Annotated in this window: 21 protein-coding genes and 1 tRNA gene; 18 read left to right on the top strand and 4 right to left on the bottom strand. The window is 60.4% G+C overall.

Features of this window, described 5'->3' with window-relative positions; all coding sequences use genetic code 11:
- Positions 1–31: 31 nt before the first annotated feature.
- A tRNA-Leu gene (locus OEG84_RS05325) sits at positions 32–118 on the top strand.
- A gap of 94 nt (positions 119–212) precedes the next feature.
- On the opposite strand, the gene OEG84_RS05320 is transcribed toward OEG84_RS05325, so the two are convergent.
- Complete coding sequence (locus OEG84_RS05320; RefSeq protein ID WP_267652760.1) at positions 213–1,373, bottom strand: CaiB/BaiF CoA transferase family protein; 1,161 nt, start codon at positions 1,371–1,373, stop codon at positions 213–215.
- Positions 1,374–1,453: 80 nt separating this feature from the next.
- On the opposite strand from OEG84_RS05320, the gene OEG84_RS05315 reads away from it, so the two are divergent.
- Positions 1,454–1,957, top strand: a complete 504-nt coding sequence (locus OEG84_RS05315; protein WP_267652759.1) for a MaoC family dehydratase — start codon at positions 1,454–1,456, stop codon at positions 1,955–1,957.
- A gap of 33 nt (positions 1,958–1,990) precedes the next feature.
- On the opposite strand, the gene OEG84_RS05310 is transcribed toward OEG84_RS05315, so the two are convergent.
- On the bottom strand, positions 1,991–2,830 hold the full coding sequence (locus OEG84_RS05310; RefSeq protein WP_267652758.1) for an amidohydrolase family protein: 840 nt from the start codon (positions 2,828–2,830) through the stop codon (positions 1,991–1,993).
- Positions 2,831–2,963: 133 nt separating this feature from the next.
- On the opposite strand from OEG84_RS05310, the gene OEG84_RS05305 reads away from it, so the two are divergent.
- The 16 genes from OEG84_RS05305 to larB all read left to right on the top strand — a co-directional run bounded on the left by OEG84_RS05305 (position 2,964) and on the right by larB (position 17,416).
- Entirely contained in the window at positions 2,964–4,265 is a 1,302-nt protein-coding gene (locus OEG84_RS05305) for an ABC transporter substrate-binding protein (RefSeq protein ID WP_267652757.1), read from the top strand.
- A 74-nt stretch (positions 4,266–4,339) separates the two neighbouring features.
- A complete protein-coding gene (locus OEG84_RS05300) occupies positions 4,340–5,239 on the top strand; it encodes a carbohydrate ABC transporter permease (RefSeq protein ID WP_267652756.1) in 900 nt (299 codons plus the stop codon).
- 4 nt (positions 5,240–5,243) lie between these two features.
- The gene (locus tag OEG84_RS05295) at positions 5,244–6,110 is read left to right on the top strand and encodes a carbohydrate ABC transporter permease (RefSeq protein ID WP_267656096.1); all 867 of its coding nucleotides are present in this window, start codon (positions 5,244–5,246) and stop codon (positions 6,108–6,110) included.
- Positions 6,111–6,112: 2 nt separating this feature from the next.
- Positions 6,113–7,204, top strand: a complete 1,092-nt coding sequence (locus OEG84_RS05290) for an ABC transporter ATP-binding protein (RefSeq protein ID WP_267652755.1) — start codon at positions 6,113–6,115, stop codon at positions 7,202–7,204.
- A gap of 2 nt (positions 7,205–7,206) precedes the next feature.
- On the top strand, positions 7,207–8,319 hold the full coding sequence (locus OEG84_RS05285; protein WP_267652754.1) for a mandelate racemase/muconate lactonizing enzyme family protein: 1,113 nt from the start codon (positions 7,207–7,209) through the stop codon (positions 8,317–8,319).
- 10 nt (positions 8,320–8,329) lie between these two features.
- On the top strand, positions 8,330–8,659 hold the full coding sequence (locus OEG84_RS05280) for an L-rhamnose mutarotase (RefSeq protein WP_267652753.1): 330 nt from the start codon (positions 8,330–8,332) through the stop codon (positions 8,657–8,659).
- A complete protein-coding gene (locus OEG84_RS05275) occupies positions 8,652–9,719 on the top strand; it encodes a Gfo/Idh/MocA family protein (RefSeq protein WP_267652752.1) in 1,068 nt (355 codons plus the stop codon). The genes OEG84_RS05280 and OEG84_RS05275 overlap by 8 nt, the downstream gene beginning before the upstream one ends.
- 3 nt (positions 9,720–9,722) lie before the next feature.
- Complete coding sequence (locus OEG84_RS05270) at positions 9,723–10,175, top strand: MaoC family dehydratase (RefSeq protein WP_267652751.1); 453 nt, start codon at positions 9,723–9,725, stop codon at positions 10,173–10,175.
- The gene (locus OEG84_RS05265; RefSeq protein WP_267652750.1) at positions 10,175–10,483 is read left to right on the top strand and encodes a UxaA family hydrolase; all 309 of its coding nucleotides are present in this window, start codon (positions 10,175–10,177) and stop codon (positions 10,481–10,483) included. The genes OEG84_RS05270 and OEG84_RS05265 overlap by 1 nt, the downstream gene beginning before the upstream one ends.
- The gene (locus tag OEG84_RS05260; RefSeq protein ID WP_267652749.1) at positions 10,480–11,682 is read left to right on the top strand and encodes a UxaA family hydrolase; all 1,203 of its coding nucleotides are present in this window, start codon (positions 10,480–10,482) and stop codon (positions 11,680–11,682) included. Before OEG84_RS05265 ends, OEG84_RS05260 begins: the two co-directional genes overlap by 4 nt.
- 21 nt (positions 11,683–11,703) lie before the next feature.
- Positions 11,704–12,441, top strand: coding sequence for an SDR family oxidoreductase (locus tag OEG84_RS05255; protein ID WP_267652748.1), 738 nt, complete (start codon positions 11,704–11,706; stop codon positions 12,439–12,441).
- A gap of 213 nt (positions 12,442–12,654) precedes the next feature.
- Positions 12,655–13,494, top strand: a complete 840-nt coding sequence (locus OEG84_RS05250) for a fumarylacetoacetate hydrolase family protein (protein ID WP_267652747.1) — start codon at positions 12,655–12,657, stop codon at positions 13,492–13,494.
- A gap of 27 nt (positions 13,495–13,521) precedes the next feature.
- Positions 13,522–14,814 carry a nickel-dependent lactate racemase family protein gene (locus OEG84_RS05245; RefSeq protein WP_267652746.1) on the top strand — a complete coding sequence of 431 codons (1,293 nt, stop codon included), beginning with the start codon at positions 13,522–13,524 and terminating at the stop codon, positions 14,812–14,814.
- 5 nt (positions 14,815–14,819) lie between these two features.
- Positions 14,820–15,983, top strand: coding sequence for a nickel pincer cofactor biosynthesis protein LarC (gene larC / locus OEG84_RS05240; protein WP_267652745.1), 1,164 nt, complete (start codon positions 14,820–14,822; stop codon positions 15,981–15,983).
- Positions 15,976–16,764 (top strand): ATP-dependent sacrificial sulfur transferase LarE, encoded by a 789-nt coding sequence (gene larE, locus OEG84_RS05235; protein WP_267652744.1) that lies wholly within the window; start codon positions 15,976–15,978, stop codon positions 16,762–16,764. Before larC ends, larE begins: the two co-directional genes overlap by 8 nt.
- Positions 16,765–16,771: 7 nt before the next feature.
- Entirely contained in the window at positions 16,772–17,416 is a 645-nt protein-coding gene (gene larB, locus OEG84_RS05230; protein ID WP_267652743.1) for a nickel pincer cofactor biosynthesis protein LarB, read from the top strand.
- Between the two features lie 21 nt (positions 17,417–17,437).
- On the opposite strand, the gene OEG84_RS05225 is transcribed toward larB, so the two are convergent.
- Positions 17,438–18,577, bottom strand: coding sequence for a CaiB/BaiF CoA transferase family protein (locus tag OEG84_RS05225; RefSeq protein ID WP_267652742.1), 1,140 nt, complete (start codon positions 18,575–18,577; stop codon positions 17,438–17,440).
- Position 18,578: 1 nt separating this feature from the next.
- Positions 18,579–19,724, bottom strand: coding sequence for an extracellular solute-binding protein (locus tag OEG84_RS05220; RefSeq protein WP_267652741.1), 1,146 nt, complete (start codon positions 19,722–19,724; stop codon positions 18,579–18,581).
- Between the last annotated feature and the right edge of the window lie 6 nt (positions 19,725–19,730).

Below are 19,730 nucleotides of genomic sequence, written 5' to 3'. Positions count from 1 at the left end.
GGGGAATGGTCGTTTACCGACTAGAACACGTGCGGACGTGGCGAAACTGGTAGACGCAAGGGACTTAAAATCCCTCGGCCGCGAGGCTGTACGGGTTCGATTCCCGTCGTCCGCACCAGATTTTCCGACGTGGTCTTGTATCATCTAGATCATCCCCGAAAATGTGGTTTCAAACAGGTCCGGTCATCTTTGCAATGGCAACGGGCCGGGCATCAGCTGTTGTATTCGCCGAGCCGTGGTGCGCCTCTTGGAGAGGTGAGCGTGCGGCCGTCGATGCGGATCGGGCAACGGGTGGTGGTCATGGTGGCGCCGTCCTCGGAGGTCACCTGCTGCAGTGGGTCGAGTGCTGCAAAGCCTTCGGTTTGAGACAATCGCGGCCAGTCGAGAACTTCGGCACACCAAATGTCGGCGGGTTCAAGGCGGTCGAGCCAGGCCCGAGTCGTTCCGGTCTTGAGGAATTCTGCGAGAACCGGCTTAATTTCGTCACGCTTGCTGAACGCGATGGCTGGGTCGCGGTAGGGCGCAAGCGCCTCGCATTCCATTAGATCGGCGAGCGTGGCAATCGGCGCCATGGCAATCGCCAGATAGCCGTCGGCTGTCTGGTAGATGCCATAGGGGGCGGCGCCATGGACGCTGGCATTGGCAACGGCGCTGCGCGGCGGTTGTTTCCGGTCGCCATTGAAAAACGAGGTGAGTTGTTCGAACTGGGCATCGACAGCCGAACTCATCAGGTCAACTTCGACGAGACCGCCGCGACCGGTAACGCCACGGCGGACGAGGGCTGCGAGAATGCCCTGAACCAGATGGTTGCCGGTGGCCATGTCGAGAACCGCAAACGAGACCGGAACCGGGCCGTCGTCGCGGTTGCCCGACAGCCATGTCAGGCCCGACAGCGACTGGACCAGCAGGTCCTGGCCGGGCTTGTCGCGCCACGGCCCGGAGTTGCCATAGCCGGTGACCGTGCCATAGACGATGCGCGGGTTGATCGCCGCGACGCTGGCATGATCGAGCCCGATGCGCTCCATCACGCCGGGGCGGAAATTGTGGATCATGACATCGGCGGATGCGATCAGGGCCTGCACCTTTTCAAGATCGTCGGCGTTCTTGAGGTCGGCTGCCATGCTGCGCTTGTTGCGGTTGATGGTGTGGAACAGCAGGCTGTCATCGCCAAACATCTGATCGGCTACCACCAGCTTGCGGCACAGGTCTCCGCCTTGCGGGCGCTCGACTTTGATAACCTCGGCGCCGAGGTCGGCCAGGCGCAGCGCCGCCATGGGGCCTGCCAGAAACTGCGCGAAGTCGAGAACCCGAAGTCCTTCCAGTGGCAGGGCAGGGGCCAGCGGCAGGGCAGGAGCGGGCTTTGTGTCAGTCATCGGCGCATCCTCTATTGTTTGTATGCGAAAACTAGTTTTATATAAGAATTACGTCAAGCGCTTCGAGGAGGTCAGGCACCATGGCAGACGGTTACTACAGTGAAAAACGCGACATCCCTTTGTACAATGTCGAAACCTGGATGTACGAGGAGTTCGAGGTCGGCCAAAAAGTCCGCTCGATCCGCAGGACCATTTCGGAAGGCGAGGCGATGAGCTTCAATTGCCTGGTGATGGACAATCATCCCTATGTTGCCGACGAGATTTTCGCCCGCGAGGATGGAATGTTCAAGCGGCGGCTGGTGGCCGGCGCGATGGTGTTCTCCTACGGGTTGGGCCTGATGGCCAACAACAACATCAATGCTTTCAGCTATGGCTATGACCGGCTCAGATTCATTGCTCCGGTGTTCATTGGCGACACCATCCACACGGTACGCACCAATCTGGAGAAAACGCCGCGCACCGATGAACTCGGCAATGTGCGGGTGAGCTACGAGGTGTTCAAGGGCGAGGAGGAACTGGTGCTCTACTGCGAACATCTGCAAACGGTGAAATACCGCTACGGTCGGCCTACCGAGGTCGCCTGATTCGGGGCTGTCGAAAGATGTGGCGGCGGGCGGTCAGTCCGCCAGCCACAGTTTCTCGGCATTTTCATGGGTCAGCAACGCCCGCTCCCGCGCCGAGCAGTCCGCGATCAGCGCCTGGGTCGCAGCCACCCATGTCTCGATACTGCCGCCCAGGGTTACGACCGGGCTGTCGCTGCCCCACACCAGCCGTTCGAATCCGAAGGCGTCGATCACCGTTTCGACATAGGGGCGCAGATCATTGAGCGTCCAGCGGTCGGGATCGGCATAGGCGATGAAGCCGGACAGCTTGGCAATCACATTGGGGCGCTTTGCCAATGCGCGCAGATCCCGGGCCCAGTTGGCGTGGTCGCCGCCGCGAATATCGGGCACGCCGCCGTGATCGAGTACGAAGGTTACATCGGGGCAGGCATCGGCCAGTTCCGCAGCAATTGGTAATTGCCGGGCGAGAAAACACATATCGAAGGTCAGGCGGGTGGTTGCCAGCCGGTTGATGTTGGCGCGAAACAGAGGCTGGCGCGAAACCCCGTCGGGCACAACGTGCAAAACCCGGCGCAGACCCCTTACGGCAGGGCGCTGCAGTACATTCTCCACGTAAGTTGGAAACCCTTCGTTTTCCGGTCGGCAGGATGCGATGGCGCCGCAGATCAGGCTGTCGGGCACTGCCATCAGTTCCTCCACCATTTCGGTTTCGGCCATCTGCTGAGCCGGTGCGACATCGACTTCCATGTGCAATGTACGGGTGATGCCGACCCGGCGGGCAGTGCGGGAATAGTCCTCGAAAGATGCATTGGCGCGCAGGGCCGGGGCTTCATCAAGCCAGGGATATTCGAGCCTGTCCATGTCGATCAGATGCAGATGGGTATCAAAAAACATCGGTGGTGCGCCTTTCGTCGAGGTAGATTTGCCTTGACCATATTTGAAAGTTACGTTTACATACAAAAATCTCTAGCGAATTGGAAGCGCTTGTTGTGACGCCGCGCCAGAGGATTTGAATCGGGAGGACATTATGAAACGTTCGCATTTGCACCTTACGCTTGCCGCGTTGTTGCTGAGCACAGCCTCAGCCGGCGCAGGCCAGTTTGATGGAATAACGCTCGAAGCCAAACTGATTGGCGGCGAGCAGTACGAAAAACTCTACAGCCGTATCGCCGAGTGGGAAAAGGAGACCGGCGCCACGGTGCAGATCATCTCGAAGAAGAATCATTTCGAGCTGGACAAGGAATTCAAATCCGATCTCGCTGCCGGCACGACCGGCTGGTGCGTCGGCTCCAACCATTCGTCATTCGCCTCGCAGTACCCGGCGCTTTACACTGATTTGTCGGCATTGATCCCGGCCGAAACAGTGGCCGAATTTGTGCCTGCCAACATTGCTGCGGCGACGCTGGATGGCAAGCTGGTGATGCTGCCGCGTGCGCAGTTCGATGTTTCGGCGCTGTATTACCAGAAGAGCCTCTATGAGGACGCCGACAAGGCCGCGTCGTTCAAGGAAAAACACGGCTATGATCTGGCCCCGCCTGAAACCTGGGACCAGTTCCGCGAACAGGCTATGTTCTTTGCCGATCCGCCGAATTTCTATGGCACGCAGTATGCGGGCAAGGATGAAGCGATCAATGGCCGGTTCTATGAACTGATCGTCGCCAATGGCGGCAAGATGCTCAATGATGACTTCTCGCCTGCGTTCAACTCGGATGCTGGTAAGGAAGCGTTGCAGTGGTTTGTTGATCTCTACAAGGCCGGTGCGGTTCCTCCGGGCACGACCAACTATCTGTGGGACGATCTTGGCAACGGCTTTGCGTCAGGCACGATTGCGTTGAATCTGGACTGGCCGGGCTGGTCGGGCTTTTTCAACGATCCGTCCGCATCCAAGGTGGCGGGCAATGTTGGCGTGGCGCCGGCACCCAAGGGGTCGGCCGGCGTGCGGACCGGTTGGTCCGGCTTCCATGGCTTCTCGGTCACCGAGGCTTGCGCCAACAAGGAAGCAGCCGCTTCGCTGGTGGATTTCCTGACCAATGAGGACAGCCAGAAGCTCGAATCAAGCGCAGGCCCGCTGCCGACGCGATCGGCTGTGTGGGACTGGGTGATCGAGCAGGCCAAGGATGATGCCTACAAGAACGAAGTTCTGCAGGCTTTCCAGGAAACCGCCAAGACTGCGTTTCCGGTTCCGCCGACACCATACTGGATCGAAGCGGGCAACCTGATCTTCCCGGAACTGCAGGCAGCTATCCTCGGCGACAAGACCGTCGATCAGGCTCTGGCAGATGCATCGGAAGCGGTTGACGAGATGATGCAGGATAACGGCGTCTACTAGGGTCTCCCAAGACCTCGCGAAGCCGGGCACCTGGTGGCCGGCTTCGCCTTTTTCCTCATGCGATACGGGACGTGATGATGCGACGGCTCAAACTGCCGCCCTGGCTTAGTCTATTATTGCCGGCTCTTATTATCCTGGCTGCGGTCGTGCTGGTGCCGCTGGTGTTGTCTTTCTATTCGAGCTTCACGGCCTACCGGCTGACGAGGCCTGAGAGCATCTTCACCTGGATCGGGCTGCGCAATTACGTGCGGCTGTTCGGTGACGCGGGATTCTGGTGGGCCTTTGGCCGCACGGTTTTTCTGCTGACGGTTGCACTCAATGTGGAGATGTTGCTGGGGCTCGGGCTGGCGCTTCTGGTCAACAAGGTCACCTGGGGCCAGCGCGGGCTGCGCACCATCATGATGTTTCCGATGATGTTCTCGCCGATCCTGGTCGGGTTCCAGTTCAAGTTCATCTTCAACGACAATATCGGGTTGATGAACAATGCACTGCAGTCGCTAGGGCTGACCGAGGCCGCTATTCCCTGGCTGGTCGATGGCAAACTGGCGATGTTCGCGATCATCTTCGCCGAAGTCTGGATGTCGACCTCGGTCTTTGCCATCCTCATCCTTGCCGGGTTGTTTGCGGTTCCGCGTGATCCGCTGGAAGCGGCCAAAGTCGATGGCTGCACCTCGTGGCAGACGTTTCGCCACATCACGCTGCCGTTCATCATGCCGTTCATCAACATTGCTCTTGCCATCCGCAGCCTCGATGTGGCGCGGGCCTATGACATCGTCAAGATCATGACCAATGGCGGGCCTGCGCATCGTACCGAGCTGATTTGGACGATGCTGGCGCGGACCGGTTATGTGGATGCCAAGATGGGCCTGGCCAACGCCATGGGCTATATCTCGATCGCCCTGGCGATCTTCTTCACCATCTTCTTCTTCCGCAAGCTCAGTGCGTCGCGGCAGGTTGTCGGAATGGGGGACTGATCAGATGGAACTCAACGCCAAACACCGTTTCAATCGTCGTGCACTGAAGCTCGCCCATTTCGTGGCGCTGTTTATCGCGATGTCGATCATCTGCCTGCCCGGGCTCTGGGTGGTGCTGAACTCGTTCCGGCCAACCGTCGAGATCATGGCAAAACCGCCGGTCTGGATCCCCAACGAACTCAATCTCGACCACTACCGCGCCATGTTCGGTGCTGCGGGCGAGGGCGGCATTCCGGTGATCCGCTATTTCACCAATTCGTTGATCATCTCGGTGACCTCTACTGTCATCGCCATTCTGGTCGGCATGGCCGGTGGCTATGCGTTCGCGCGCTACCGGTTCCGCGGCAAGGCGGCGATCTTTGTGGGCATGATGCTGACCCGCGCAGTGCCCGGAATTGCCTTGTCTCTGCCGCTGTTCATCGTTTTTGCCAGGCTTGGCATCATCGATACTCATTTCGGGCTGATCCTGGCCTATGTCGCCATGAACGTGCCGTTTACGATCTGGCTGATCGACGGGTTCTTCCGGCAGGTGCCGCGGGAACTGGCTGAAGCCGCCGAAATTGATGGCTGCACCCGCTGGCAGGCGTTCTGGAAGGTCGAGTTTCCGGTAGCCAAGGCCGGGGTTGCCTCGGCCGGCATCTTCGCCTTCCTGACATCATGGAACGAATATGCGCTGGCCAGCCAGCTCACCCGGTCGGTCAATTCCAAGACCATGCCGGTTGGTCTGCTCGATTTCACTTCGGAATTCACGTTGAACTGGGGCGGGATGTCGGCGCTTGCGGTGGTGATGATCATCCCGGCGCTGATCCTCACCTTCCTCGTCCAGAAACACCTCATTGCTGGCCTCACATTCGGAGGCGTCAAGGGATAGTCATGGCTCAGGTCCACCTTAAAAACGTTGAAAAGAAATATGGTTCGCTGCGCGTCGTGCATGGCATCGACCTCGACATCGCCCACGGAGAGTTTGTGGTTCTGGTCGGTCCCTCCGGTTGCGGCAAGTCGACCACGCTGCGGATGATTGCCGGACTGGAGGATATCTCTGGCGGCGAGGTCTATATCGGTGACGCGCTGGTCAACGATCTGCCGCCGCGGGCGCGCAACATCTCGATGGTGTTTCAGAATTATGCGCTCTACCCGCATATGACCGTGCGTGAAAATCTTGGTTTCACGTTGAAGATCGCCAAGAAAACACAGGAAGAGATCGATGCGGCCGTGCATGCGGCGGCAACCATCCTGAGCCTCAACGAGTATCTCGACCGTCGGCCCTCCGAACTGTCCGGTGGCCAGCGCCAGCGCGTGGCCATGGGGCGCGCCATCGTGCGCCATCCCGACGTGTTCCTGTTTGACGAACCGCTGTCCAATCTCGACGCCAAGTTGCGTGCGCAGATGCGGGTCGAAATCAAGAAGCTGCACCACAAGGTCAAGACCACCATCATCTATGTGACCCACGATCAGGTCGAAGCGATGACGCTGGCTGATCGTATCGTCATCATGCGTGACGGCATTATCGAACAGCAGGGCACACCGCTCGAAGTGTTCGAGAACCCGGTCAACACCTTCGTCGCCACCTTCATCGGATCACCGCCGATGAACCTGATTCCGGCCACGATTGCTGCGGGTGGTGATACGCTTGAGATGGCGGAAGGCGTGCAACTGCCGCTGCCGTCAGCCTTCAAGGGGCTGAAGCCCGGGCGCAAGGTGACGCTGGGCTTCCGCGCTGACAATCTGATGCCGATCGGCCATGCCTTGCCGCAGGGCAGCGAGAGCGCCGAGATCGACATGACGATGTCGTTGACCGAACCGCTTGGCGCGGAAACGCTGCTCTTTGGCGAAATCGCCGGAGAGCAGGTTCAGGCCAAGATGCTCAACCCGCGTCCAGTCACCATTGGCGAGACGCTGCGTTTCCAGCTCGATCTGGCCAAGTGCCATCTGTTTGATGCTGAAACCGAACAATCGCTGAGGTAGTCATGGCCATTATCGAACGCGTCGAAGTTTTCATGGTCGATCTCAAGCCGAAAGTCTTGCGGACCGACGCCATCCAGTCGTTTGAAAGCCAGGAAACACCGATCCTGCGGATCACCGATGCTGATGGCGCCACCGGCACCGGTTACAGCTACACCATCGGGCAGGGCGGACCGGCGATCATGTCGCTGTTGCGCGACACGCTGGCACCGCGGCTGTTGGGGCAGGATGCGGAGAACATCGAGCGGATCTGGCGAGGGCTCTTGTTTTCAACCCACGCAACCGCGGTTGGCGCGATCACCTCGCTGGCGCTCGCCGCCGTCGATACTGCGCTGTGGGATATGCGCTGCCGCCGCGCCCAGCTGCCGCTTTACAAGATGGCCGGTGGCTCCAAGGACAGCGTGCCGATGTACACCACCGAAGGCGGCTGGCTACATATCGAAACCCAGGCGCTGGTCGATGATGCGCTCGCGGCGCAGGCCAAGGGCTTTTGCGGCTCCAAGATCAAGATCGGTCGTCCGCATCTGAGCGAAGATGACGCGCGCCTTCGTGCGGTGCGCGAAGCGGTCGGCCCGGGCTACGAGATCATGACCGATGCCAACCAGGCATTTTCGCGGGCTGAAGCCACACGTCGCGCGAAGGTGCTTGAGCGGCATGATATTGCCTGGTTCGAGGAGCCCATGCCGGCCGACGATGTGATGGAGCATGTGCGGCTTGCGGCCTCGACCAGTGTGCCGATAGCGGTTGGCGAGAGCATGTATTCGATCAGCCAGTTCAAGGATTACCTGACGCTGGGCGGCGCCTCGATCGTCCAGGTCGATGTGGCCCGCATCGGCGGCATCACGCCATGGCTCAAGGTTGCCCATATGGCCGAGGCGCAGAATGTGCCGGTGTGTCCGCATTTCCTGATGGAACTGCATGTGAGCCTGGTCTGCGCGATCCCCAATGCGCCCTGGCTCGAATACATTCCGCAGCTTGATTCACTCACCACCGAGGGCATGGAAATGAAGGACGGGCGGGCGATTCCCTCGGCTGAACCGGGCCTCGGCATCGCCTGGGACTGGGACGCCATCGCCGCTGCCAGGATCGATGGCCTGTCGATCGATATTTCGGCTTAGGAGCAATATCATGCAGCGAATGGGAATGGTGATCGGGCTGAAGCCCGAAAAGATTGCGGAGTACAAGAAGCTCCATGCTGACGTATGGCCCGGCGTGCTGGCCAAGATCAGCGAATGCAATATCCGCAACTACACGATCTTCCTGCGCGAGCCGGAAAACCTGCTGTTTGGCTATTGGGAATACCACGGCGAGGATTTTGCCGCTGACGCCGCGAAAATGGCGGCTGATCCGGAAACCCAGCGCTGGTGGGATGTCTGCATGCCCGCTCAGGTACCGCTGGAAAGCCGCGCCGAGGGCGAGTGGTGGGCGATGATGGAGGACGTGTTTCACCATGACTGACAGAACATCCTTGCCCGCACTCAATCAGAGCTGGCCGCGTCCGGCGCAGGCAATGCCGATCGTCATTTTCGGCGCCGGCTCGATTGTTACAGACGCGCATCTGCCGGCCTATCGCAATGGCGGTTTTCCGGTGGCCGGCATTTACGACCCTGATCTTGAAAAAGCACGGGCGCTGGCCGAAAAGTGGGGCGTTAGCGCCTACGAGACGGCTGAGGCCGCGGCTGCACAGCAAGGTGTGGTGTTTGATCTGGCGACCCCGCCCGACGTCCATGCCGACATTCTGCGGCAATTGCCTGAAGGCGCGCCGGTGCTGCTGCAAAAACCGATGGGCAGCGATCTTGCCGGCGCCACGGAGATCCTGAGGATTTGCCGCGAGCGCAAATTGCGCGCGGCTGTCAATTTCCAGCTGCGGTTTTCGCCGATGATGCTGGCGCTGCGCGACGCCATCGACAAGGGCGTGCTTGGTGAAGTGGTGGATTTCGATGCCTGGCTGGCGCTCGATACGCCTTGGCATCTGTGGAAATTTCTGGAAACCGCGCCGCGTGTCGAGATCTCGTTGCACTCGATACATTATCTTGATTTCGTCCGCAGTATCCTCGGCAACCCGCAAGGCGTGCATGCCAAGAGCCTGGGCCATCCTTCCTCCAAGATCGCACAGACCCGAACCGCCGCAATTCTTGATTATGGCGCGCGCACGCGTTGCGCGCTTTCGATCAACCACAACCACGCTTTCGGGCGCAAGTTCCAGGCCTGCGAATTTCGCATCTGTGGGCTTGAGGGTGCTGCCTATGTCAAGCTCGGGGTCAATCTCGATTACCCGCGCGGCGAGCCCGACGAGTTGTGGCTCAATACCGGTGGCGAATGGCAGCAGGTTCCGCTCGAGGGCGCCTGGTTTCCTGACGCCTTTACCCACCGGATGGCTCAGCTGCAACGCTTTGCCACCGGCGAGGAGGACGAACTGGTCTCTGGGGTGGAGGATGCCTGGTACACCATGGCACTGGTCGAGGCCGCCTATCAGAGCAGCGCATCGCCGGCGACGCCGCTGGCCACCAAGGATTGAGATATGCATACCGAGAAGATCTATTATGAAGACTACGAGCTGGGTGCATCGCGCGAAACGGTGGGACGCACAATTACCGAGACGGACTTCGTGGTTCATGCCGGTCATACCGGCGATTTCTTTCCCCATCACCTCGATGCCGAGTTCTGCAAGACGTTGCCGTTCGGTCAGCGCATCGCCCATGGCACGATGGTGTTTTCAATCGGCATCGGGCTCACCGCCAGCGTCATCAACCCGGTCGCGTTTTCCTATGGCTACGACCGGCTGCGCTTTATCCGGCCGGTTTTCATCGGCGACACGATTCATACTCGGGTGACGATCTCCGACAAGAAGCCGGATCCCAAACGGCCCGGCAAGGGACAGGTGATCGAACGCTGTGAAATCATCAACCAGAAGGATGAAACGGTTCTGGCGACTGATCATATTCTGCTGGTCGACATGAAGGATGCTGCGTGATGGATGCTTTTCTGCGACTTCACCCTGAAGACAATGTGCTGGTGGCGCTGAAAATGGTCGAAGCAGGCACCCCGATCTCCATTGATGGCCGCGATGTGGTGCTGACCGACAACATCGCCCGGGCTCACAAGATCGCCGCATCTCCGATTTCAGCCGGTGATGTCATCGTCAAATACGGAATGCCGATCGGTCGTGCCACCGCCAACATCGCCGTCGGGCGGCATGTGCATGTTCACAATATCCGTAGCGACTATACGCCGACCTATTCGCTGCGCGACACCGACGGCGTGGAAAGGAAAGCATCATGACCAGCAGCATCATGGGGTACCAGCGCAAGGACGGCCGGAAGGGTATCCGCAACACGATCGTGGTCGCCTATCTGGTCGAATGCGCGCATTTCGTCGCCACCGAAATCGCTCAGGAATTTCGCGATCAGGATGTTCAGGTGATCGGTTTTCCCGGCTGTTTTCCCAATGAATATGCGCAGGTGATGATGGAGCGGCTGTGCACACACCCCAATGTCGCCGGCGCGCTGCTGGTTTCACTGGGATGCGAGAGCTTCAACAAGCCGAGGTTGCACAATGCCGTTGAAGCCTCGGGACGGCCGGTCAATACGCTGGTGATCCAGATGAACAAGGGCACGGCCAAATCGATTGCTGCGGGTCGGGCCTGGGTCAAGGACGCACTCGATCAGGTTGCCGATGTACCGCGTGCGCCGATGGCGATGAGCGAACTGGTAGTTGGCACCATCTGCGGCGGCTCGGACGGCACCAGCGGTATTAGCGGCAACCCCGCAGCCGGCAAGGCGTTCGACCTGCTGGTAGAGCAGGGCGCTGCCTGTATCTTCGAGGAAACCGGCGAACTGATTGGTTGCGAGGAAGTAATGGCCGCGCGCGCCGAGACGCCGGAGCTCGGCGACGAGCTGCGCGCTGCCGTGGCCAAGGCCGCGCATTATTACGATACGCTGGGCTATGGCAGCTTCGCCGCTGGCAACGCCACCGGCGGACTTTCGACAATCGAGGAAAAATCGCTCGGCGCCTATGTCAAATCCGGCGCATCGCCGATTTCCGGCCTGATCAAGCCGGGCGACGTGCCGCCGCGCGGCGGATTGTATCTGATGGATGTTGTCCCTGACGGCGAAGTGCGCTTCGGATTTCCCAATATTTCCGACAATGCCGAAATCGTCGAGATGATTGCGAGCGGCGCGCATTTGACGCTGTTTGTCACCGGGCGCGGCTCGGTGGTCGGATCGGCAATCTCGCCGGTCATCAAGATATGCGCCAACCCCGACACCTGGAACGCGATGAGCGACGACATGGATGTCAATGCCGGCGCGATCATCGAAGGCCAGGCCACCCTTGATCAGGTCGGGCGCGAGATCTATGACACTGTCGTCAATGTGGCGACGGGTCAGCCAACCAAATCGGAAGCCCTGGGACACAGGGAATTTATTCTGACGTACAAATCCTTCGACCCAATCGGACCCGCCTGCCTTCCGGCTGCGTAGGTCAAGTTTCTGGAGAATTAGATGCAAAGACTGACAGGCAAGACCGTTCTTGCAACGGCAAGCGCTCAGGGTATCGGCAAGGCTACGGCGCTGCGCATGGGACAGGAAGGCGCCCGTGTGATCGCCACCGATGTCAACGAGACGGCACTGGCCGCGCTGCAAGGCGAGCCCGGAATTGAAACCCGCAAGCTTGACGTTACCGACAAGGCGGCAATCGCTGCGCTGGTGGCCGACATCGGGCAGATCGACGTGCTGTTCAACTGCGCAGGCTTCGTTCATGCCGGCTCGATCCTCGACGCCACCGAGGAAGAATGGGATTTCGCCTTCAACCTCAACGTCAAATCGATGTTTTACATGATCCGGGCGGTTCTGCCGGGCATGCTTGCCGCAGGTGGCGGCTCGATTGTGAATATCTCGTCGGTTGCCGGTGCGGTCACCGGGCCGCCAAACCGCTTCACCTACAGCGCCACCAAGGCGGCGGTTGCGGGGCTGACAAAATCGGTCGCAGCCGATTTCATCAAGCAGGGCATCCGCTGCAACGCGATTTGCCCGGGGACGGTCGAGAGTCCGTCGCTGGAAGACCGGATGCGCGCCCAGGGTGATTATGAAACCGCTCGCAAGGCGTTTCTTGATCGCCAGCCGATGGGCCGACTTGGCAAGCCTGAAGAGATTGCAGCGCTTGCCACCTATCTGGCCAGCGACGAGGCTGGCTTTACGACGGGCCATCTGCACGTGATCGACGGCGGTTGGACTAACTAGTTTTTGAGCCGGATCTTGCTATCCGGTTCTGATCCGATCTTGGACTTCGGCTTTTGCGCGTGGTGGACCTGATTCCCTACCCGCAAAAGGCGATGGAATGTGTATTTTGGCCGTGGGAGTCGGCGTTCGAACATTGTTGCGAGCGTGGGTAACACCATGGAGGACTTGGCGTCAGGACTGGCGGCGGGGTCTGTTTTTCAACAGGAGAATGGTATGAAATTCGTGCGTTTTGGTGAAGCGGGTCAGGAAAAGCCCGGCGTTCTGGACAAAAACGGCAATATCCGGGATCTTTCCGGCAAAGTTTCGGACCTGTCCGGCTCAGTGCTGAGCGATCTTGGCGCGCTCAAATCCGTCGACACAGAGAGCCTGCCGCTGGTTGAAGGCTCGCCGCGGCTTGGCGCCTGTGTCGCCGGAACCGGCAAGTTCATCTGCATCGGCCTGAACTATTCCGACCATGCCGCTGAAACCGGTGCGCAAGTGCCGCCGGAGCCGATCATCTTCATGAAGGCCACCAGCGCCATCTGCGGACCCAATGATCCGATCATCGTGCCGCGCGGCTCGGAAAAGACCGATTGGGAGGTCGAACTCGGTGTGGTCATCGGCAAGCCGGGCAAATATATCTCGGAAGCAGACGCGCTGAGCCATGTGGCCGGATATTGCGTCATCAACGACGTCTCCGAGCGTGGGTTCCAGACTGAACGCGCCGGGCAGTGGACCAAGGGCAAGTCCTGCGACAATTTCGGCCAGACCGGCCCCTGGCTGGTGACGCCGGACGACGTGGCTGATCCGCAGAACCTGGGTATGTGGCTTGATGTCAACGGCAAGCGCATGCAGGACGGCTCGTCGAAGACCATGGTCTATGGCGTTGCTCACCTGATCAGCTATCTCAGTCAGTTCTTCACGTTGCATCCCGGCGATATCATTTCCACCGGCACGCCTCCTGGCGTCGGCATGGGCATGAAGCCGCAGCAATATCTCAAGCCCGGCGACGTCGTCGAACTTGGTATCGAAGGCCTTGGCGCGCAGCGTCAGGACGTCGTCGCGGACGCCTAAGCAGACAAGCGGGGAGGAGACAGGTTCATGCAGATCGAAATGGCCTATGGCCAGAAGGGCATGATGCTGGATGTTCCCGCCGGTATCGAGACGACAATTATCCGCAGGAAGCCATTGCCCGTGCCGGACGATCCGGCGCGGGTGATCGAGATGGTGCTGGCGAACCCGATTTCCGCCGCACCGCTGAGCGAAGCGGCACGGGGTGCCAAGACCGCCTGTATCCTGATCTGCGACATTACACGACCGGTGCCCAACCGGCTTTTCCTGCGTCCTGTGATCGAACAGCTGACCGCGGCCGGCGTGCCGCTCTCGGGCATCACCGTGCTGGTGGCAACCGGGCTGCACCGGCCAAATCTCGACGATGAGCTGGCAGAGCTTGTCGGCGACCGTTGGGTTTTGGAAAACGTCACCTGCGTCAATCACTATGCCCGCGAGGACGCCGATCATGTGATGCTGGGCACGACGCCGGGACGCGGGGTGCCGGTGGGCATCGACAAGCGTTTCGTCGAGGCCGATATCCGTATTGCCACCGGGCTGGTGGAGCCGCATTTCATGGCCGGCTATTCCGGTGGCCGCAAGGTGATTGCCCCGGGCGTGGCGCATCATTCCACCATTCGCACCTTTCATTCGGCGCGGTTCATGGAAGATCCGGCGGCCTCGAGCTGCAATCTTGACAACAACCCTTTGCACGAGGAGCAGCTTGAGATCGTGCGCATGCTGGGCGGCACCATCTATGGGCTCAACACGGTGCTCGATGAGCATCGTAACCTGATTTTTGCGAGTTTCGGCGAGATCATCGAAAGTCATATGGCAGCGGTCGATTTTGTGCGCGATTCGATTGAGGTGAGGGTGCCGCGCAAGTTCGGCCTGGTTGTCACCAGTGCCGCCGGTTATCCGCTCGACCGCACCTATTATCAGACGGTCAAGGGCATGGTGACGCCGATCGATATTCTGGCCGAGGGCGGCACGCTGATGATCGTTTCCGAATGCGGCGAGGGCATCGGTTCGGAGGAATTCCGCGCAGCACAGCAACGGCTGGTCACGCTGGGGCCGGATGCGTTTCTGAAAACGCTGCTCAAGAAGGATTTTGCAGATATCGACGAGTGGCAGACCGAGATGCAGCTCAAGCCGATGCGGCTTGGCACCATCGTGCTGGTTGCGCCGGAACTGAGCGAGCAGGACCGCGCCGTTACCGGGGTTGAGTGTCACGATGACCTCAATACCGCTGTCCGGCTGGTTCTGGCGCGCACCGGGTTGCGTGAACTCGCGGTGGTGCCGGAAGGGCCCTATGTGGTGCCATTTTACGAGGCTGCCGAGTGAGTAAAATGCGGCACCTTCACCTCGATCCGGTGGGGGGAATAGCCGGCGACATGTTTGCCGCCGCATTGCTGGACCTGATGCCCGAACTGGAACCGGCGGCGCTCGATATCGCCGCGGCTCTTCTGGGTTCCGAGGCTGACGTCAGCCTTGATCGCAGCGCGGTTGGCGGTTTTGCCGGCGCCCGGCTGAAGGTGCGCTGCAGACCAGGCACCCACGCCCGTCATTTGCCGGACATTCTGGCTATGCTGGAAGGCTGTGATGCTCTGCCCAAGGCCGCCTGTGCAATCGCCTGCGATATCTTTACTCGGTTGGCGCAGGCCGAAGCCGAGGTGCATGGCAAATCGATCGACGCCATTCATTTCCATGAGGTAGGGGCAGCGGATTCAATCCTTGATATTGCGCTCGCCGGCTACCTGATCGATGCGTCGGGGGCTCACAGTTGGTCGGTTGGCGCGTTGCCGCTGGGCGGTGGAATAGTCAACACCGAACACGGTGTGATGCCTGTTCCGGCGCCGGCCACGGCGCGTCTGCTCAAGGGGTTTGTGATGTGCGACGACCGGGTGAGCGGCGAACGGGTGACGCCCACCGGAGCAGCCATCCTCGCACATCTGCGCACGATGATGCCGGCCGGATCCGGCGCCCCTGCGGGCAACCGGGTGATGGGCCGCACCGGCACCGGGTTTGGCTTCCGCACCTTGCCCGGTCGCCCGAACGCCTTGCGGGTGGTGGAACTGCTTGGTGCTGACCAGACTGGCGATGAGCAGATGCTGCTTCTGGCTTGTGAGATCGACGACCAGACCGGTGAAGACCTGGCCCATGGAGTTGAGATCATCCGCGCCACGCCGGGCGTGCGCGATGTCACGCAGATCGCCTGTCTCGGCAAGAAAGGCCGGATGGCGGTGTCGCTGCAGGTGCTCGCCGAACCGAGCGCGCGGGATACCATCTGCGCGGCGATTTTTGCGCAGACCACAACGCTTGGCATTCGCGAGCAGACGGTGCTGCGTCATGTATTACCGCGCGAGCAGACCGAACGTGAGGGTGTGCGGGTCAAGCTCGCGCAGCGCGGTGACACTGTGACGCGCAAGGCCGAGTTTGACGATATCGCCCGTAACAGTGAGGATCATGCCGGACGTGAGGCGTTGCGTCGAAAGGCGGAAGATAATGAGTGAAGCGCATTCGGATCAACTGGCCAAGATCATCCTGTCGATGCCGCACCCGGTGATTGCCGTCAGTGGTGGGGTCGACAGCCTGACGCTGGCCGCTTTCGCGGGCAATTTGCACCAATCAGCCGAAATGATCCATGCCGTCTCCCCGGCCGTACCGCAGGCGGCAACGGCGCGGGTGAGGCAGATGGCTGCCGAGCGGGGATGGTCGCTGCATCTGATCGATGCCGGCGAATTTTCAAATCCGAATTATCTCGCCAATCCGGCCAACCGCTGTTTTTTCTGCAAATCCAGTCTTTACGGCACGATGCGCGAGGTTACCGACGGGCAATTGCTGTCGGGAACAAATCAGGACGATCTGTCAGACTGGCGTCCCGGGCTGGAGGCGGCACAATACCACGATGTCCGCCATCCCTTTGTCGAAGCAGGCATGAACAAGGATGCGGTGCGGGCGCTGGCAAAAAATCTCGGACTCGCGGAGGCGGCACAATTGCCGGCCTCTCCGTGCCTGTCGAGCCGGGTGGAAACCGGATTGCCGATCAAAGCCGAGGAATTGCTGCTGATCGACCGGATCGAGCAGCATGTCCGCCTGTGTTATCCCGTGGCCACGGTGCGGTGCCGGATCCGGGCCGAAGGAATCGGTATCGAGATTGACCGGGAAGCGCTCGAGGGACTGGACGAGCAACGCCGCGCCCAGTTTGAGGCCGAGGTTTCCGAACTGGCCGGGCGCAGCGTCAAACTTGGCGCCTACCGGATGGGAAGCGCGTTTTTGCGCGCGGCGTCGTGAGCGTTCGATGAACGATGAAATCGAGTTCGACTGGGGTCGCACCGCACGCATCGGCATTGGGGAGGCTGTGTTGTGCGCGGGCAAGAGCGAAGTCCAGATCAGGGCCATCGTCGAACAGGTGCTGGCGCGGGGCGCCCGCTGCCTGCTTACCCGGCTCGAACCGGAACTGGCCGCCTCCCTGCCGATGCTTGATTACCATGCGGCGTCGCGGACCGGTTTTGTCGGGGAGAATGTAGCTTGCCCGGACGCGGCGGAGATCTGCATCGTTACCGCGGGCACCTCTGACGCTGGTGTGGCGCATGAGGCGGCGCGAACGCTGGCGTTCCATGGCGCGGCCAGCACCATGATTTTCGATGTTGGCGTTGCCGGCTTGCACCGACTGGTCGCAAGGCTGCCCGAGATTTCCGCCCATCGAGTGGTGATTCTGGTGGCCGGCATGGATGCGGCGTTGGCAAGCGTGGTGGCCGGGCAGGTGTCATCGGTGGTGATCGGGGTGCCGACCTCGACCGGCTATGGGGCCGCCAGAGGCGGCGAAACGGCGCTTAGCGCCATGCTTGCCAGTTGTGCGGCGGGATTGAGCGTCGTCAATATCGACAACGGCTTTGGCGCGGCCTGCGTGGCGCTCAGGCATCTTCAGCGTTTCAAGGACTGATAGCCGCGCCGGAGTTGTGTCTCAGCTCCAGCCGGTATCGAGCAGCGCATTGGCGGTGCCCAGTTGTGGTGCTGCCAATGTTGATTTTGGCCGTGTGCCGTCGATCCGCATCGGGATCGCGGTGGTATGCAGCGGGCCGTTCTTGAGCGCCACCGAATGCAGCATGTCTAGATCCTGCAGCACGCCCGACGCCAGCGTCTCGTCCCAGCTCAAAACCGGCGCCGCCCAGAAATCCTGCGCCATGGCAATTCTCATCCAGTGATCGGTTGTCTGCTTGGCCAAGGCTGCCCCGAGTGCGGCGGAGATGGTGTCGCGGTCGACGAACGGGTCAAGCCCGGCAAGCGGTCCCTCAACGCCGAAATGGCTCCATAATTCGGCGAGATCGTTCATGCCCAGTGCAATGTGTCCGTCGGCGGTCCGGTAGACGCCATAGGGGGCGGCCAGATAGGCGTGCGCCGGGTTTTCGCGTTGCCGTTTGGGCTTGCGGCCCCCATCATTGAGATGGGTGGTTAGAAGCTCGAATTGCAGATCGGTGATGGCTTCGAGCAGGCTGGTTTCGACCAGGCCGCCCTTGCCGGTGCGCTCGCGGCGGAACAGGAGCGCCAGAATGCCTTGAGCGAGCGCCGCACCTGCCAGCATGTCAGCCACCGGCAGGCCGATGGCGACTGGGCCGTCATCGGCTCCGCCGCTGAGCCACATTACGCCGGACCGTGCCTGGGTGAGAAGATCCTGCCCCGGCAACTCTTTCCAGGCGGTGTCGGCGCCATAGCCGCTGATCGATCCATAGATGATTTTCGGGTTGAGCGCCTTGACGGCCTCATAGCCAAAGCCCAGCCGTTCGATGACGCCGGGGCGAAAATTCTGGATCACTACATCGGCGCTGGCGACCAGATCGCGCAAGCGGGCGCGATCCTTGTCAGTCTTGAGGTCGATCTCCAGCGAACGCTTGCCGCGGTTGATGGCGTGGAAAATCGTGCTTTCGCCCTCAACGGAGACATTGGACACATAGAGATAGCGCGACAGGTCACCCTTGCCGGCGCGTTCGACCTTGACCACGTCGGCGCCGAGATCGGCGAGCCTCAGCGAGGCATAGGGACCGGCGAGGAACTGGCTGAAATCGAGAATGCGCACGCCTTCAAGCGGCAGATCGGACGTTGCCATATCAGTGGCTCTCCCGGTTGAAACTGGCGCGAAAGCGCTCGTTGAGGCGCGTTACCGCCTGATCCGGCTCCAGCTTGCCGCGCAGGGCATCGGCAACAATTTCAGAGCCTTCCTCCTGGAATTGCATATAGCCGTCGTGGCGCGGTCTCAGCCATGCGGTTTCGTGGGTCAGCCTTGTGTTGAAATAGGCGTCGAGCGTTTCGGCATTGACGGCCGGGTCGCTCCAGGCGAGCGCATTGCCGGGTTGACCGTTGGCTTTGACATAGAGGCCGCGCTGGCACTCGGCGCTGGCAACCCAGAGAGCAAATTCCGTGCACAATTGCGGGTGCGCGGTCTTGGATGAGATCGCTATGCCTGTACCACCCAGTGCCGATCCGAGAGGGCCGTTGCGACCCAGCACCGGCATGTCGGTGAAATGGATCCGGTGCTTTCGGTAGCCGTCGTTGGCATAGCCCTTGTAGAGGTAAACAAGCGGTGAGAGGTGATAGCGATCCGATGACGAAAGTTCATCGAGTACCGCGATCGGATCCATTTCATAAAAGGCATCATCCATGTGCTTGGCGACGGCGCGCAGCTGTTCGAGTACCTGTCGGCCGGTTTCCGGATCGATCAAATCGCCATAGCTGGTCGCACATGGATGGCCGACATTGGCAGCGAGCGTATAGAGGTTCATCAGCACGTGCGGGGAACGCAACGGCCAGATGACATGTCCGTCCTCGGCCTTGCGGATGACATCGCTCCAGTTTTGAACCCGCGGCGACAGATCGGCCCGGTGGGCCTGCACCTGAGTTGCCGCATCAATCGGCAGCGCCCATTGATGGCCATTCAGGAAGTAGCTCTGGAAACTGCGGCCGATGGAGTGATTGGCCAGTTCGGCCAGGGCATCTTCGCTGGCGAATTCTTCAAACGGCAGCAGGCAGCCGCGGTCAGCGACAGAGCCGACATGGGGATGGTCGATCACCATCAGATCATAACGGGCGGCGAGTTCGTCGACCGGGGTGGTTTCAAACCCCTGTAATGAGCGTTTGTCCCACTCGATCGAAACGCCTGGATGGGTTTCGGCAAATGCGCTCGCCGCTGCCACAACCGGATCATATCCGCGCGGGTCCGACCAGGTCATGCCCTTCAATACAACAGAATCAGTCATTTAGTC

It is taken from the genome of Hoeflea algicola (genome assembly GCF_026619415.1).
Lineage (GTDB): Bacteria > Pseudomonadota > Alphaproteobacteria > Rhizobiales > Rhizobiaceae > Hoeflea > Hoeflea algicola.
Note: the sequence above shows the minus strand (reverse complement) of the source record. Positions and strands in the feature narration are given on the sequence as shown.